Source organism: Paludibaculum fermentans, from assembly GCF_015277775.1.
GTDB classification, from domain to species: domain Bacteria; phylum Acidobacteriota; class Terriglobia; order Bryobacterales; family Bryobacteraceae; genus Paludibaculum; species Paludibaculum fermentans.
Genome location: NZ_CP063849.1, coordinates 2029521 through 2044976, shown reverse-complemented (window position 1 = coordinate 2044976; position 15456 = coordinate 2029521). Strand labels below are relative to the sequence as shown.

Below are 15456 nucleotides of genomic sequence, written 5' to 3'. Positions count from 1 at the left end.
CATATCATGAGTACTGCGACCCATACGACCAGCGCCGATCACGGGCACTCGCCGTTCCTCCAGCATCACTTCCGTGACATGGACCAGCAGTTCAATACCGCCAAGATCGGTATGTGGCTGTTCCTGGTAACGGAAATCCTGATGTTCGGCGGCCTCTTCATCGGCTATGGCATCATGCATGCCAGCCACCCGCAGGCCTTCCTGGCGGCTCACCACCACCTGGACCGCACGATGGGCGCCATCAACACCATCGTCCTGCTCTTTTCCAGCTTCACCATGGTGATGGCGATCTGGGCCGCGCAGACCTCACGCAAGGGACTGGTCATTCTGTTCCTGGTCATCACCCTGCTTTGCGCCGCCACCTTCATGGGCGTCAAGTATTCCGAGTACAGCCACAAGTTCCACGAAGGGCTGCTGCCGGGCAAATACTACACGCATGAGGGCGACACCGTTCCCGGCCAGTTCCTGTTCTTCAGCTTCTACTTCATGATGACCGGCCTGCACGGTATCCACGTGCTGCTGGGCATGGTCGTCATCAGTTGGCTGATCTTCCGGGCTGTGCGGGGCGATTTCGGCCCGGATTATTACGGGCCGCTGGATGTCACCGGACTGTACTGGCACCTGGTCGATCTCATCTGGATCTACCTGTTCCCGTTGATGTATCTGATTTCCTAGAGGAGACCACCCGGAACCATGTCTCAATCCGCTTCGCACGCCGCACACATTACCGGTCCGAAGACCTACGGCGCCGTCCTGCTGGGCCTGCTGGTGCTGACCGTCATCACGGTCCAGGCCTCCTACATCGACTTCGGGTCCATGAACACGGTGGTCGCCCTCATCATCGCGACTATCAAGGCTTCGCTCGTCGCGCTGTTCTTCATGCACCTGCGCCACGACAAGTTCAACGCCGTGATCTTCGTCGGCGGCCTGCTGTTCCTATCGATCTTCATCATCTGGACGATGTTCGACTTGGGCACACGGGAAACCATCCTGCCGTCGAACCTGAAGGAACCTGTGCTGGAGTTCCCCGGGGCTCCGCTGAACAAGCCGGTCCGTCCTTCCACGGGACAGCCCGCGGGCACACCGGCTCCCTAACCGTCAGCCGATCGTTGATCCAAAGACGCCATGCTCCCCTTGGAGTGTGGCGTTTCTATTTGCTGAGTACTTTGTGCGCGCGCAGGATATCGAGGACTCGCTCCACCGGCAGCGCCTCGACGGTGTGCCCATTCGAAGTCACTGTCTCCGCCTTGAACAGCGAGTTGTTCACCGCCTCTTCCGTCGCTTCAATGACGCCCTCGAACAGTGGTGTCATGTCGTCGTTGGAGACCAACGGTGAGCCGCCCCGGTGCGTGGAGAATGCGATGGCGTAGTCGCCGCTGCCATTCGAGCCCGAGGAACCAGTCCGGCCCAGTCCCAGCATCGCCCGCGCCGCCATGCGCTTCAAATTCCGTGCATCCACCGGAGCGTCCGTCGCGATGACGATCATGCAACTGCCGTCCTTTGAGCCCTGGCCCGCGCGGCGCAGCTCGCGGCCGACGGGAATGCCTGCAATCATCAGGTCGCCGCCATAGTTTGATTGCACCAGCACGCCCACCGTGTACTGGCCCAGAACGCGGGAGGACGTTCCAATGCCGCCCTTGTATCCGAAGGCCACCGTGCCGGCGCCGGCGCCCACGGCTCCTTCTTCCACCGCCCCGGAATGGGCGCCGCGCAGCGCCGCGAAGACTTCGTCCTTACCCACCGGCCGGCTGCGGATGTCGTTCAGGTAGCCGTCGTTTGTCTCACCCACGACAGCATTGATGCTGCGCACCTGCTCATTCCCCGGCAAGCCCAGCATGTACTCCAGGAGGGCATCGGCTGCGCGAGGCACGTTTAGGGTGGCGGTGAGCAGGATCGGCGTCTCCAGTTCACCCAGTTCCTCCACCTGCGTGGAGCCCATCAGCTTGCCGAACCCATTCCCGACGAAAACGGCCGCCGGCACCTTCTCGCGGAAGAGATTCCCACTGTGAGGGACAATCGCCGTCACGCCGGTGCGAACATTCTCGCCGCGCACGCGCGTCGCATGGCCCACGCGCACCCCCGCCACGTCGGTGATGGCGTTCCAGCGGCCAACCGGCAGCCGTCCTGTGACTACCCCGGCTTCGCGGGCCCTGGGGCGAGGTGTCTGCGCCAACAAGGCGCCGAGGCAGAACAGCGGTAGAAGAATCCGCATCATTTCTCCTTCACCAGCAGGACCGCCAGCGGCGTCTCCGACACCACCCGCCAATCGCTCTGTGACTTCAGCCACTTGGCTATTGGCTGCTTTGCCGGCACGAGGGCCGTATCGAACTTCCACTGCCGGAACAACTCGTCGGTCCGCGGGCCTGCCGCCAGCATCTCCAGATAGTCTTCCGCCAGGGCAGGTCCAAAAAAGTCCTGTAGGCCATCGATGAAAACATGCTGGCCGGGGTACCCGGTGTAGATCAGGAAATCGCCCCAGGCGTCTGTCGAGAAGACTCGTCCATTTCGCAGGGTTTCCCTGTTGGCGGAAACCAGGTCCACCGGGAACCGCTTCTCGGGGAAGTTGGACGGCAGCCCCATTGGTCCCCTCAGCAGCAGCACAATCACGAAACAGGCAGCCAGCCAGGCGCTATGCCGGCCGAATTGCGGCTGCATCCCCAGATCCATCTTGTGGATGTGCTCCGCCGTGCCGCGCCGGCCCGTCCTGCTCCTCGCCACGTCCCACAGCCAGCGCAGTTCACCGGCAACGATGGGCGTCACCGCAATCACGAACAAGGGAATATGCCGGGCCGACTTGCAAGCCGAGATCAGGAAGACCAGGCAAACCAGCGCATCGCTCACCCTGCGCCGGCGTAAGGCCGAGATCGCGGCGAGTCCCGCCGCCAGGCCCAGCCCCACGAACCAGTAATACTGTTCTCCCAGGGACGGCGAGGGCGGATGATACTCCTCGATCATTTGGATCGCCCACGGCGAGGAGACGAACTCGATCAGATGCTGGTGCAGCCGGATGCCGTACGGGTTCACCAGGGTCGCCGCACCCACCATCAGGCCGCACGCCACCATCCGCCAGACACCCTGCCAGTTCGACCGGTTCCACAGCGCCTCGAGCCCCAGTCCCGTACACACCACAGCCAGATAGACGGGGAGAATCGCGAATCCTCCGTGCAGATTGGCCCAGAGCGCCGCGAGGGGGATCAACAGCCAGAACCCGCCCCACGGCCGCCGTCTTTCCCTCTCTACAATCGCTACGGAAACAGCAAGAAACAGCCAGGTGATCAGGTGCGGGCGCGCCAGGGCGTGATTCATTGACGCCTGGAATCCGGCCATCGTCAGAAGCAGTGCGACTAGAGCGCTTTCACCGCGCCGCAGGCTGGTCCTTAATATGAGGGCCGACGTTCCTGCCATCAAGGCAACGGCCAGCAGCGCCACGCCAGCTAATCCGAACGAGGAGTGCAGCAGCGATAACCCGAGTTCTGTCAACCACTCCCAGGCGAACCACTGCTTGCCTGGCAGCGCGAATGAGAAGGGATCTGTGTGAGGCAAGGAACCAGTGGCCCGGATCAGGTCGCCGGTACGGATGTGCATGCAAACGCTTGCGTCCGACAGCAGTTCTTCCAGGCCGCCCGGCAGGAGATAGGGGCGCAGAACAAGCGCCGCCAGCAGCAAATCTGCCAGGGAGGGTACGATCCAACGACCCAGCGTTGTGCGAAACCTAGAGCCCATTCCTGTACAGGATAATGGTTCCTGCCGGCGCACGCTGCACGGAGAGCTTTGCGGGTGCCGATCGGCGCGGGCCGCCCCTCTGGAGAGACCCGTCGCCGATACTGGATAAGAGCCTTAACTATGCTCGCGTAACGTTTTCAGCCTGAAGGCCTTTGGGTCCGGTCTTTAGTTCGAATTCCACTTCCAAGCCCTCGTCCAGGGTCCGGTAGCCAGACATCTGGATGGCGCTGTAGTGGACAAACACGTCTTCCCCCGTATGCCGCTGAATAAAGCCGTAGCCCTTCGCGGCATTAAACCATTTCACGACACCTTTTTCCTTCACAGATACTTCTCCTAAGTCGACACACCTCTCCTGTGCTCTGTTACGTCAAAGAGAACTTCAACGGGGAGTCACTTCGATGCGAATTGTCGAAGAGCCACAGGAAGGTTAAGCTTCTTTACTGTACGGACTCACCCAGTATCGCAAAGGGTTCAAAAAACTTCAAAGCGAAACGGCCCCCTTCGCGAATGTTACTCAGCGTGCGCGCTTGCCGTACACTAGTGGTCGGTGACTCCTGGGACGAGCACGCCTGATAACAGTATGCGCCTTCTGCTACGGCAACTGCGAGCGCTGGAGGAGCGGCTTGTCCAGGGTGGTGGACAGACCAAGGCCGACAAGCAGCATCGCGATGGAAAACTCACGGCCCGTGAACGAGTTGCGCGCCTCGCCGATCCATCTTCCCCCCTTCTGGAGATAGGTCTCCTGGTCGCCTGGGACCGTTACGAGGAACAGGCTCCGGCCGCCGGAGTCGTCACCCTGCTGGCCCGTGTGGAAGGCCGCCCCGTGGTCATCGTCGCCAACGATGCCACCGTGAAAGCGGGTGCCTGGTGGCCTGAAACCATCACCAAGATCCTGCGCGCGCAGGAGATCGCGATGCGCAACCGCTTACCCATCGTCTACCTGGTGGATTCCGCCGGTGTGAATTTGCCGTTGCAGGATGGAATATTTCCTGGGCAATACGGGGCGGCGCGCATTTTTTATTACAACTCCCTGATGCGGCGCGTCCTGAAAATCCCCCAGATCGCCGCCGTCATGGGCCCGTGCATCGCCGGGGGCGCCTATCTACCGGCCCTGAGCGATGTCATCTACATGGTGGAACGCACCAGCTTCATGGGCCTGGGTGGCCCCAACCTGGTCAAAGGCGCCACCGGCCAGAAGACAGACAGCGAGTCGCTGGGCGGCGCGCGCATGCACACCACCATCAGCGGCGTCGCCCACTTCACCGCCTCCGACGATCCGGACTGTCTTCGCCAGATTCGTGAGCGCATCGCCGGACTCCCCGCCGCTCCGGCCCGCCAGCAGGGCACCAATACCGCTAAGCCGGCCGAGGATCTCTACGACATCCTGCCGCAGGATCACCGCCAGGCTTACGACATCCGTGAAATCCTTGACCGGCTACTGGACGCCGGCCCCCAACTCGAATTCCAGCCGGACTTCGCGCCCGAGATGTACTGCATCGAAGCTCGCCTGCACGGCCGGGCCATCGGCGTCATCGGCAATCGCCGCGGCTTTCTGAAGTCGAATGCCGGGCCGCGCATCGGTGGCATCGTCTACACCGAAACCGCCCGCAAAGTATCCTACTTCGTCGAGTATGCGGAGCGCCGCAGCCTGCCGCTGCTCTACCTGCAGGACGTCTCCGGCTTCATGGTGGGCCCCGACGCCGAAGCCGCCGGCATCATCCGTGCCGGAGCCGAGATGGTGGAGTCCATGGCCTGCGCCACGGTCCCGAAGATCATCCTGACGCTGAATCACGCCTCCGGCGCCGGCTACTATGCCATGGCCGCCCAGGGCTTCGATCCTAACTTCACCTTCGCCTGGCCCACTGCCCGCATCGGCGTGATGGAAGGGGATTCCGCGGTCCAGGCTGTCCACGGTGTGGAACTCGACAAATTGAAGGCCGAAGCGTCGCCTGTGCCGCCGGAGTTGCAGCAGCGGATCGACAAGACCCGCGCCGACTACGACCGCTGGCTGGATGCCCGCTATGCCGCCGCGCGCGGCCATGTGGACGCCATCATCGACCCCCTGGAGACCCGCCTGCTGCTCGCTTTCGCTTTCGAATGCGCCTGCGCCTCCGGCCACCGCGCGCACACCGCCCTGGAGGTTCTTGGATCATGATCCGTATCGCCAACGGGCAAGGCTTCTGGGGCGATTGGCTGGACGCGCCCGTCCATCTCGTCGAACAGGGACCCATCGACTACCTCACGCTCGACTACCTGGCCGAGGTGACGATGTCGATCCTGCAGAAGCAGAAACAAGCCGACCTCCAGCTCGGCTACGCCCGGGACTTCCCTCCGCTGATGGCCCGCCTGGCCTCGCGCCTGAAGCAGCGCAACATCCGGGTCATCGCCAATGCCGGCGGTGTGAACCCGCACGCCTGCGCGGCGCAGGTACGAGCCCTCGCCCCTGAACTCAAGGTGGCGATTGTCACCGGAGACGATATCTACCCGAGACTGGACGACCTGCTCGCCCGCGGCATCGAACTCCGCAACATGGACACCGGCGCGCCGCTCTCCGATGTCCGCTCCGCCGTCACCAGCGCCAACGCCTATATTGGAGCTTTCCCCATTGCTGAAGCTCTCTCCACCGGCGCCGACGTTATCATCACGGGCCGCTGCGCCGACGCCGCGCTGGCCCTGGCGCCCATGATCCACCAGTTCTGCTGGCGTCCCAGCGATGTCGATCTCCTCTGCGCCGGCACCATCGCCGGACACATCATCGAGTGCGGATCGCAGTGCACCGGAGGCAATTCCCAGGTCGACTGGCAGACCATGGCCGATCCCGCCAACATCGGCTACCCCATCATCGACGCCTCCCCTGACGGGGTCTGCACCATCACCAAGCACCCCGGCACCGGCGGCGCGATCAACCGGCACACCGTCATCGAACAGATGCTTTACGAAATCGGCGATCCGCGCGCCTACTTCACGCCCGATTGCGTTGCCGATTTCACGTCCGTCCAGATTGAGGATGCCGGCCCCGACTGTGTCCGCATCAGCGGCGCCACCGGAGCCCCCGCGCCGGCCCAGCTCAAAGCCTCCATCAGCTACCACGCCGGCTGGAAGGCGCAGGGCAGCCTGGTCTACTGCTGGCCCTCAGCCCTTGAAAAAGCTTACGCGGCCGATCGCATCGTGCGCGGCCGGCTGGCGCAGCTCGGCCTCCAGTTCGAGGAGATCTACAGCGAATTCGTGGGCTTCAACTCCTGCCACGGACCCGCCGCGCCGCCCATCGCCGATCCGCCCGAAGTGATGCTCCGCATTGGCGCGCGCGGTCCATCCAAGAAGGACGTCGACCGCTTCACCAGCGAACTGATCCCGCTGGTGCTCAGCGGTCCGCCCGGCGCAACCGGGTATGGCGAGGGACGCCCGGCGGTGCGCGAAGTCATCGCCTACTGGCCCGCGCTGCTGCCTCGCGAGGAGATTACGCCGCAAGTCGAGGTGCTCAGTTGAAAGCCCCACTCGCGCATTTCGCACACACCCGCTCCGGCGACAAAGGCGACACCGTCAACATCGGCGTCATCGCCTGGCGTCCGGAAGACTATGCCCTGCTGCTTCGCGAGCTCACGGCCGAAAAGGTACACTCGTTCTTCGGCTCCCGTGTTCGCGGACCGGTTGTGCGGTACGAACTCCCCAATGTCCACGCCCTCAACTTCGTCCTGCAAGGCGCCCTGGGCGGCGGCGGGACGGTGACTCTGCGTGTTGACGCGCAGGGGAAGACCTTCGGCGCGGCCCTGCTGCGCCTCGAAATCGAAACGGAAACAGCAAGTTCATGAGCCAACTGATGATCTCGCGCGAGGAACGTGTTCTTCGCATGACACTGAACAATCCCGAAAAGCGCAACGCCCTCGACGAAAAGCTATGCCGCGATCTGGTCGAGGCCCTGAGGGAAGCCGGCCGCGACCGCACCGTCGGCTGCGTGCTGCTCGACGGTTCCGGCCAGATCTTCTGTTCCGGCATGGATCTCGAAGACGCCCTGCAGCCGGACGCACCAGAGCGCATGGAGATTCACGAGCAGCTCTTCACCTTCGGCGTCCACTATCACAAGCCCATCGTCGCTGCTGTCCAGGGCGGCGCCCTCGGCGGCGGCATCGGACTCCTGGCCAATTGCCACGTCGTGCTGGCCGCGCAAGGCGCCAACTTCGGCCTCACTGAGATCCGTGTCGGCCTCTGGCCTTTTGTCATCCACCGCGCCGTGGCCCTCGCCATCGGCGAACGGCGCACGGTGGAACTCTCGCTCACCGGCCGTATTTTCGGCACGAATGAAGCCCAGCAATATGGCCTCGTCCACGAAGTCGTCCCGCCGTTCGAACTGGACGACCGCGCCACAAATACCGCCCGCATGCTCGCCCACGCCAGCCAGGAAACTCTCCGCCGCGGCCTCGATTTCGTGCAGAAGAGCCGCGAAATGAGCTGGGAAACGGCTGGCCGCCTGGCTGCCGAATTTCGCGCCAAGACTTTTCGCTCCGCTGATTTCATCGAGGGTGTGCGCGCCTTCCGCGAGAAGAGAAAGCCCGTGTGGCCTTCTCTCAACGTGAAGTAAATAAAGACGATACTGTTGTTTATTCGCCTATCTATCGGGCTCGGCTGAATCCTTGGGCCGAGCCCGCGCGTCTGCTATAATAGAGATGTAATTCCCGCAAGGCCCCGCCGCCACAAGCTCCCCGTATTTCATTTCAGTTCACAAGCCTTCTCCAGGCCGAGGTGTCTACGGACTGTACCCCGCTCGAACTGTAACGAATCCGACATCGCGCTGATAATTCTTCGCGCGATCCTAGTGTCGCCGGGCCCGAAGGAAAGGAGTTTTCTCGAATATGATCCAGGAACGCACCAACACCGCAAAGCAGTATCTGTTTGCCACCGACTTCGACCAAACGCTGAGCTTCAACGACTCCGGCATCGTCCTGAGTGAACTGCTGGGTACCAAGGACTTCATCAAAAAGGTGGAGGGCCTGTCCCGCATCCACATGGTGCAGCAGGGCGGGGAACTCGCCTATCTGCTGTTGCACGACCCCGAGTACCGCCGCGTCCGCAAAGAGCACCTCTACGAAGTCGGCAAGCACATTCGCCTGAAACAAAACATCCGCCTCCTGTCACAGCTGCTCAAGGATATCGATGGACGCAACTTCGCGTTCTACGTCGTCTCCGCCGCTCCCGAGGAAGTCATTCAATCCGCCCTCGAAGGCATCGTGCCGCCCGAGAACATCTACGGCACCAAGTTCCGCTACCATCCGGAAACGGGCGAGATCCAGGAAGTGCTGCGCGTCTCGGCCGGCTACGGCAAGGTGGCAGTATTGGAAGAACTCCGCAACTCGCTCCAAATCAGTTACGACCATGTGGTCTACGTGGGCGACGGCAGCTCCGACGTGCACGTCATGCTCAACGTGAACCGCCACGAAGGTCTCACCATCGCTGTCTCCGAAGCCAAGTTCATCAGCCAGATCGCGCGCCGCACCATTCTCAGCGACGACGCGCTCAGCGTGCTGATCCCCATCCTGGAAGACGTCGCCGGCTGGGATTCCCTCCGCATCCGCGCCTTCTTCACCGCCAACGGCTTCGCCCTGCAGGATTGGAACAAGGTGCGCACCGACACGCTCACCATCGCCGAGCACGGCGCCGCCGCGGCTCAGTTCGCCTAAGGAGCCCCATGCAAGGCGTAGATCTGCTCGGATACGTGGCCACGGGGACGTTTGCCGCCTCGTACTTTCTCAAGGGACCCAGTGCGCTGCGGCGTCTGCAGGCCACAGCAGCCGTCCTTTGGATCGCCTACGGTGTCCTCATCCAGTCGATGCCCGTCATCGTCTCCAACGTGTTGGTCGCAACAGTCGCACTGATCTCCTCGCTGCGCCGCCCGCCGGTGGCGCAGCCGGAACAGCCGTCTTAGCGCGCCGCGCGCAGTACGCGGACCGTCACAATCAACTGGCCCACGTGCCGCTGCGTGTGCTCGGTCGTGTGAATCAGCAATCCGCCCACGGTAGTCGGCAGGGCCTTCCGGCCGACTCCGCGGGCCTCGATCAAGGTCGCCGGATCCGTCGCGCGCACCTGCGCCGCAGCCGCCGCAAACGTCTTCTCCATCAGCGCCAGCAACTCGCCGCGCCCCGCGCCCGGTTCCATCTCTGCCTTCAGGATGGTCAACTGTCCGGCGCTCAACTGCTCACCGCGCGCATACGTCAGCAGCCGGTCGATGCTGCCGGCCATGTGCCGCATCTGAAAGCCCACCGGAGCCAGTCCGCTGGGCCGCGCCCATAACTCCTCGTCGATGAGATCGTCCGTCCACTCTTCGATATCTTCCTGAGCCTGCTGCAGCCCATGCAGCACAGCCCGCACCACGGCGTGGTATTCGCCCAGAGTTCCACTCAGCCAGGGTTCAGCCATATGCATTCCACAATAGCGCGGACAAAAAAAGAGCGGTGCATCGCAGGGGAGCTACAATGCACCGCGTCCCAAGCCCGGTCTCAGGGGTGGACCAGGCCAGCATTATTACTTCAAACCGGAAACAAACGCCGGTCCTGCTAGAAGAGGAAACGCACTCCCAACTGGACCATGCGAGAAAAGTTGGCCTGGCTCGTGATGCGCCCAAACGCTACGTTGCCGAACTGCGTGTTGGGCCCATAGAACAATGGCGTGTTCGTGAAATTCAAGGCTTCCGCGCGGAACTGAGCCTTGAACAGTTCAGTCACCTGAAATGTCTTGAACATCGAAACATCCCAGTTGATCTGCCCCGGACCCCGCATCCCGATCGTCCGGCTCACATTGCCAAAGGTGAATTGCGCGGCCTGGCTGAACGCCGCCGTGCTGATGTAGTTGTCCAACCGGTCGGTCAGCGCCCCCGGTGTGACCGGTGAAAGGCCCGTCGCGTTCGGACGCTGTACCGACGTACCGATGACGGCGTTGTTGTTCACCTGCGTGATCGCCAGTGGGTAGCCGCTCTGGATCGTACCCACCACGTTCAGGCTCCAGCCGCCCACCGCATAGTCGAGAATCCGGCTGTTCGTCAGAAACTGCTTGCCCTTGCCGAACGGCAGTTCATACGTCACCGCCGTGGATAGCCGGTGCGGTGTGTGCGATGTCGAGAGGCCGTACTCCGCATCCAGATCGTAGTTGTTCTGCGCCGTACCCGCCTGGCCGCTGTACACGTTCCCCGCGCCCGAGAACGCGCTGTCCTGGTTCAACGACCACGTATAGGTCGCCACGAAGCTCATGCCCGTCGCAAACCGCTTCTGCCCTCGGACAAAGAACGAGTGATACAGGGCACGGCTTGCATCCGAGTTCTGCAGCGAGACACTCGTGAACTCGGGGAACGGCCGCAGGAACTGCGAGCGTGTGATCGTCGTGCTCGCCACGGCGAACTGGCCGCCGTTGCCCGCCATGGGATTCGCCACAGACTGGTTGAGCGTCGAACCCAGCGACAGATACTGCGAAGCCAGTTGGTTGATGTTGATGCTGCCCGTCCCCTGCACCAGGTGGGTCGACTTCGAGCCCACATAGCCCAGTGCCAGGGCGACACCGCCCGCCAGTTGCCGCTGGATGTCGAACGAGTACTGCTGCACCAGCGTCGAGCGCGCCTTCAGGTCGTATGCGGAGATGCCCTGTCCGATACCTGCCATTTCCCCCGCCGAGTTGCCCACCGGCTTCAGCAGGCCCGTCGGGAAGGGATTGTCCAAAGTGCCCGACGGCGTCGCATTGTTGTCGATCGATGCGACATACGGCGTCGATTGCGTGTAACCGATGGGATCCTGCAGGCTGAACGGAATCGGCGCCCAGAACATGCCATACCCACCGCGCAGTGTCGTCTTCGAGTTCAACGAATAGGCGACGCCGATGCGCGGGGAAAACTTGTTCTTGTTCGGATCGCCCGACCGTGTCGGGTTTCCGTTTACCCCCGCGTACATCACCACACCCTTCAAGGTCAGGCCCGTCACCGTCGACTGCAGCGGATTCGTCTTGTCCGGGTTGAAGCCCACCACGAAGTTGTTGTTGCGGTCGCCGATGCCCGTCTCGAGCTCGTAACGCAGGCCGAGATTCAGCGTCAGCTTCGAGTTGACGCGGAAGTCGTCCTGCACGAAGCCGGCGTAGTAACGGACGTAGTTGTAGACATTCGTCGAAAGCGTCGCGCTGGCCGAGGCCGGATAGCCCAACAGAAGGGCCGAAAGCGAGGAACCGGTGCCCAGCGTGGTCCTTGTGGGTGTGGCCCGTGTAAAGACATCGCTGAAGCTGTAGGAGCCCGGAGTCACCGTCGGCGACCCGTCGTGGTTCAGCACGCGGTAGTCAAACCCGAACTTCCAACTGTGCCGTCCGGCGAACTTCGAGAGGCTTGCCGCGAAGGTACGCGAGTGGAAGACGTTCTGCGACACGCCTCCGCCGCCGTAGCTCACCAGATCCGACATCGTGACACTGGGAAACGCCTGCACCGGCAGTTGCGAGAGCAGGGAAGTGGGGAAGCCCAGTTTCGTCATGTCCATGCCAAAACTGGTGGGTGCGCTGAAGTTCGGAAAGCGGTTGAAGCCATAGCGCAGGGCCACCACAATGGTCGGCGTCGGCGTCAGGGTGCTGTTCAACTGAGTCGCATCCACTTTGCGGTACAGCACGCCCTGGTTGGGCGAGGCGATGTTCGGAAACCACGCGTTGCCCGGTTCGCGGCTGCCGTAGTGCAGGTAGGAAGCGCTCGCCCGCCACCAGCGCGTGACTTCGTGGTCCACTTTCCAGGTTGTCTGGTCGGCGCGGTTATAGGCGCCTACCGTGGCGTCGAAATTGTTGTCGCCGTAGAACGCAGCAGTGCGCGTGGCCGCCGGGTAGTAAGCCGCCAGGCTCGTCCCTGCTTTGCTCACCCGGTTGGCCGGAATGATGTTGCCCGCGAACACGTCCCGCACAATAGCGCCATTCTCCGTCCGGCTTGTCAGCGGATCGTACATCAGTTGCAGCCCGCCGGCCTGCGCCTTGCTCTGGCTGAAATCGCCGGCCAGTTCGCGCGCGGTCGGCACAGCCAGCGCTGTCCCCGCCGCTTCGGTCTGCCGGTATGCTTCGCCCGAGATCCAGAAGAACGTCTTGTTGCGCCCGTCGTACACTTTGGGGATCCGGATAGGACCGCCGATCGATCCGCCATAGTTGCGGAACGGCTGGTCGATTCTCGGCTGCCCCGCACGGTTCGAGAAGAAGTTATTGGCCAGCCACTCAGTCTCCCGCAGGTAGCCGAACGCGCTGCCGTGCATGCGGTTCGAACCCGACTTCAGGAACGTATTGAACGTCCCGCCGCCCGTACGGCCCATCTCCGCGTCATACGTGTTGGCCTGGACCTTCACTTCCTGCACCGCCTCCAGCGACGGGATGATCACCGCGCGATTCGTTGAATCCGTGATGGAAATCCCGTCCAGCAGGTAGTTGTTGCCCCGCACTGGTCCGCCCGCGATGGAGATCTGCGACGAACCCGACTGATCCTGCATGCGATTGAACTTCGGGTTGCCCACCTGCACCACGTTCTGCGACAGCTTCGACATCATGAAGGGATTCCGTCCCAGATTCGGCAGATCCTCCAGCTTCTGCCGGTCGATTACCTGGCCCGTCGACGCGTTGGCCGTTTCGATCAACGGCACCTCCTCGGTCACGTTCACGCTCTCCGAAACCTGCCCCAGCGGCAGCGTGAGATCCACCGTCACCGCACTCTGCGTTGCCACCACGACCCCCAGCTTCTCCATCGTTTTAAACCCCGGCGCCTGCGCCACCACCGTGTAGGTGGCCGGATTCAGGGATGGAAACGTGTACTCGCCCGCCGAACTCGTTAATGAACTGCGGGTGATCCCCGTCGCCTCATCGCGCAGAGTGACCTTCGCATCCGGCACCGCGGCTCCGCTCTCGTCGGTCAGCCGTCCGCGCAGGCTCCCCTGGAAACTCTGGGCGGAGAGGGTCTCCCCACAGAGTAGTAATGCCAACACAAAGTACGACAGCAATCGCATCTGGTTTCTCCAAAAGTGAAATCGGGTGCGGCCAGGCACACTGCGGCTGGGAGGTCGCTCCGGACAGGGAGCGTCGACACTATCTGTAAGGGGAGGGCCGCCCCAACGCGGCCCAAACATGTGGGTGGAAGCGAAACTGCGAATCGCCGGGCGATTGGCTTTCAGCTGTCAGCGCTCAGCGGCTGGAAGGTGCCGTCTGATCGCTGACTGCTGAAGGCTGATGCTTACGCCATCACCTTGACGAGCGCCGTCTTGAACTTGTTCATCTCGTCCTGCGTCCCGATGCTCACCCGGACATGCGTCGGCCAGATCGGCCAGACGCGCCCGATGTAGATCTTCTCGGCCGCCAGGGCCTTCACCACTTCCATGCCCGGCTTGTGGACTTCCAGCATGAACTTGTTGCTCTGCGACGGGACGAATGTGAACTTCTTCGCCGTCAGGAACTCGAATGTATCCTCGCGGATGTCCTTGTTGATTTTGCGGCGCTCCGCCACCAGAGTCTTCACCTGCATGCTGGCCGTGGCGGCCACCAGCCCGGTGATGGGCAGCATACCGGCGCCGTACGGACGCATCTTCTCCAAAAGGTCCGGCCGGGCGATCGCCATGCCGGCCCGGATGCCCGCCATTCCGTACGCCTTCGAGAAGGTACGCAGAATGATGACTTCCTTATCGGCCGCCACCAGCTCGGACGCCGGGGTCATCTCCGAGAAGTGGACATACGCTTCGTCCAACAGCAGGATCGAACCCTTCGGCTTGTTGGCCAGGACATATTCAATGTCCTTGCGCGAGGTCAGCGTGCCCGTCGGGTTGTTCGGGTTGCAGATGTAGATGACGCCCGCATTCGGGTCAGCCTTGCACATCGCCTCGACATCGTGCGAGAAGTCCTTCCTCAGTGGAATCCGGTGCACCTTGGCGCCGATGAATTGAGCCGAGCGCGCCCCGGCCTCATAGCCCGGGTCCCCCATCACGAAGCTGCGCTCCGGCGAGGTGAAGGCGACCGTGGTCCGGTGCAGTGGATCGCTCGATCCGGCGAACGGAGCAATATAGGAAGGTTTCACGCCTTCCACTTCGGCTGCCGTCTTGATGAAAGCGGCGGTCTCTCCGAAGGGCTGATACCGTCCGCCATACTTTGCAATCTTGTAGATGGCTTCCAGTGCTTCGGGGCATGGCCCCAGCGGATTCTCGTTGGAACTGATGCGGACCGCATCCGCCGGCATCGCGCCGCGGGAAACTCCGCGCTGCGCTTCCTGCGCGAGAGCGGCTTCATTATAAAAGGGCAAGCTGGAGCCTGCCGTGAGCAGCGCGGCCATGCGTGCCATGCTCCGGCGGCTGAACTTCTGCGTTTCCATGGATGGATCTCCCTGTTGAGGTGTGGCCTGGTTGGCGGAAGCCGCCTTGACCTGCGTCTTGGCGACGAATCTGGGGAGCTCAGGTGCGACGTGGGTGGGGCGGCACCTCGCGACGGTTGGCGGGTGCTGTACGTTTCAGTAGAAATTACGGGAAATCAGACCTTTTGTCAATGTAATTCGCGGCCCTGCGCCAGGCTCGGGCTCTCGCGGCTCTTCGTGAAGAGAAATTGTTGTCCGGCTGCCGAGGCAACTTCTGCCCGGCGGATTTCGTCCAACTGGGACCGTCTGCTGCTGTTTGGAGTGAATACCGGAGTGCATTGTCATTGCAATGAATTGCTTGAAGGAGATTCTGAATGCGGCACATGATGCAAGCGCGGATAGAGCGGTCAAAGTGCGTTGAG

At 62.4% G+C, this 15456-nt stretch carries 14 protein-coding genes; 8 read left to right on the top strand and 6 right to left on the bottom strand.

All coding sequences use genetic code 11. The features are described 5' to 3' along the window. The first annotated feature begins 6 nt into the window (after positions 1-6). Together IRI77_RS08115 and IRI77_RS08110 are read left to right on the top strand one after the other, a co-directional pair. Positions 7-675: a cytochrome c oxidase subunit 3 family protein gene (locus tag IRI77_RS08115; RefSeq protein WP_194451570.1), complete on the top strand. Its 669-nt coding sequence runs from the start codon at positions 7-9 to the stop codon at positions 673-675. Positions 676-693: 18 nt separating this feature from the next. Beyond that, positions 694-1095, top strand: coding sequence for a cytochrome C oxidase subunit IV family protein (locus tag IRI77_RS08110; RefSeq protein ID WP_194451569.1), 402 nt, complete (start codon positions 694-696; stop codon positions 1093-1095). Between the two features lie 55 nt (positions 1096-1150). Here the strand turns inward: IRI77_RS08110 and IRI77_RS08105 are convergent, their stop codons facing one another. From IRI77_RS08105 to IRI77_RS08095, 3 genes are all read right to left on the bottom strand, one after another. After that, positions 1151-2215, bottom strand: a complete 1065-nt coding sequence (locus IRI77_RS08105; RefSeq protein WP_194451568.1) for a DmpA family aminopeptidase — start codon at positions 2213-2215, stop codon at positions 1151-1153. Then, a complete protein-coding gene (locus IRI77_RS08100) occupies positions 2212-3723 on the bottom strand; it encodes a hypothetical protein (RefSeq protein WP_194451567.1) in 1512 nt (503 codons plus the stop codon). The genes IRI77_RS08105 and IRI77_RS08100 overlap by 4 nt, the downstream gene beginning before the upstream one ends. 118 nt (positions 3724-3841) lie before the next feature. Continuing rightward, positions 3842-4045, bottom strand: coding sequence for a cold-shock protein (locus IRI77_RS08095; protein WP_194451566.1), 204 nt, complete (start codon positions 4043-4045; stop codon positions 3842-3844). A gap of 258 nt (positions 4046-4303) precedes the next feature. On the opposite strand from IRI77_RS08095, the gene IRI77_RS08090 reads away from it, so the two are divergent. From IRI77_RS08090 to IRI77_RS08065, 6 genes are all read left to right on the top strand, one after another. Beyond that, positions 4304-5878 carry an acyl-CoA carboxylase subunit beta gene (locus IRI77_RS08090; protein ID WP_194451565.1) on the top strand — a complete coding sequence of 525 codons (1575 nt, stop codon included), beginning with the start codon at positions 4304-4306 and terminating at the stop codon, positions 5876-5878. Next, positions 5875-7209 (top strand): acyclic terpene utilization AtuA family protein, encoded by a 1335-nt coding sequence (locus tag IRI77_RS08085; RefSeq protein WP_194451564.1) that lies wholly within the window; start codon positions 5875-5877, stop codon positions 7207-7209. Before IRI77_RS08090 ends, IRI77_RS08085 begins: the two co-directional genes overlap by 4 nt. Next, complete coding sequence (locus IRI77_RS08080; RefSeq protein ID WP_194451563.1) at positions 7206-7532, top strand: AtuA-related protein; 327 nt, start codon at positions 7206-7208, stop codon at positions 7530-7532. Before IRI77_RS08085 ends, IRI77_RS08080 begins: the two co-directional genes overlap by 4 nt. Then, a complete protein-coding gene (locus IRI77_RS08075) occupies positions 7529-8299 on the top strand; it encodes an enoyl-CoA hydratase/isomerase family protein (protein WP_194451562.1) in 771 nt (256 codons plus the stop codon). The genes IRI77_RS08080 and IRI77_RS08075 overlap by 4 nt, the downstream gene beginning before the upstream one ends. Before the next feature lie 271 nt (positions 8300-8570). Continuing rightward, a complete protein-coding gene (locus IRI77_RS08070; protein WP_194451561.1) occupies positions 8571-9395 on the top strand; it encodes an HAD-IB family phosphatase in 825 nt (274 codons plus the stop codon). An 8-nt stretch (positions 9396-9403) separates the two neighbouring features. Further along, entirely contained in the window at positions 9404-9640 is a 237-nt protein-coding gene (locus tag IRI77_RS08065; protein ID WP_194451560.1) for a YgjV family protein, read from the top strand. On the opposite strand, the gene IRI77_RS08060 is transcribed toward IRI77_RS08065, so the two are convergent. The 3 genes from IRI77_RS08060 to IRI77_RS08050 all read right to left on the bottom strand — a co-directional run bounded on the left by IRI77_RS08060 (position 9637) and on the right by IRI77_RS08050 (position 15055). Further along, positions 9637-10131 carry a DinB family protein gene (locus IRI77_RS08060; protein ID WP_194451559.1) on the bottom strand — a complete coding sequence of 165 codons (495 nt, stop codon included), beginning with the start codon at positions 10129-10131 and terminating at the stop codon, positions 9637-9639. The genes IRI77_RS08065 and IRI77_RS08060 overlap by 4 nt on opposite strands. 137 nt (positions 10132-10268) lie before the next feature. Next, positions 10269-13706, bottom strand: coding sequence for a TonB-dependent receptor (locus IRI77_RS08055; RefSeq protein ID WP_194451558.1), 3438 nt, complete (start codon positions 13704-13706; stop codon positions 10269-10271). Between the two features lie 224 nt (positions 13707-13930). Beyond that, positions 13931-15055 (bottom strand): pyridoxal phosphate-dependent aminotransferase, encoded by a 1125-nt coding sequence (locus tag IRI77_RS08050; RefSeq protein WP_194451557.1) that lies wholly within the window; start codon positions 15053-15055, stop codon positions 13931-13933. Positions 15056-15456: the final 401 nt, after the last annotated feature.

Bases quoted from the DNA above. Each gene is read 5' to 3' on its own strand.
- IRI77_RS08100 (WP_194451567.1), bottom strand. From the start codon at position 3,723: ATGGGCTCTAGGTTTCGCACAACGCTGGGTCGTTGGATCGTACCCTCC.
- IRI77_RS08090 (WP_194451565.1), top strand. From the start codon at position 4,304: ATGCGCCTTCTGCTACGGCAACTGCGAGCGCTGGAGGAGCGGCTTGTC.
- IRI77_RS08070 (WP_194451561.1), top strand. From the start codon at position 8,571: ATGATCCAGGAACGCACCAACACCGCAAAGCAGTATCTGTTTGCCACC.
- IRI77_RS08105 (WP_194451568.1), bottom strand. From the start codon at position 2,215: ATGATGCGGATTCTTCTACCGCTGTTCTGCCTCGGCGCCTTGTTGGCG.
- IRI77_RS08110 (WP_194451569.1), top strand. From the start codon at position 694: ATGTCTCAATCCGCTTCGCACGCCGCACACATTACCGGTCCGAAGACC.
- IRI77_RS08115 (WP_194451570.1), top strand. From the start codon at position 7: ATGAGTACTGCGACCCATACGACCAGCGCCGATCACGGGCACTCGCCG.
- IRI77_RS08060 (WP_194451559.1), bottom strand. From the start codon at position 10,131: ATGGCTGAACCCTGGCTGAGTGGAACTCTGGGCGAATACCACGCCGTG.
- IRI77_RS08085 (WP_194451564.1), top strand. From the start codon at position 5,875: ATGATCCGTATCGCCAACGGGCAAGGCTTCTGGGGCGATTGGCTGGAC.
- IRI77_RS08075 (WP_194451562.1), top strand. From the start codon at position 7,529: ATGAGCCAACTGATGATCTCGCGCGAGGAACGTGTTCTTCGCATGACA.
- IRI77_RS08055 (WP_194451558.1), bottom strand. From the start codon at position 13,706: ATGCGATTGCTGTCGTACTTTGTGTTGGCATTACTACTCTGTGGGGAG.
- IRI77_RS08050 (WP_194451557.1), bottom strand. From the start codon at position 15,055: ATGGAAACGCAGAAGTTCAGCCGCCGGAGCATGGCACGCATGGCCGCG.
- IRI77_RS08065 (WP_194451560.1), top strand. From the start codon at position 9,404: ATGCAAGGCGTAGATCTGCTCGGATACGTGGCCACGGGGACGTTTGCC.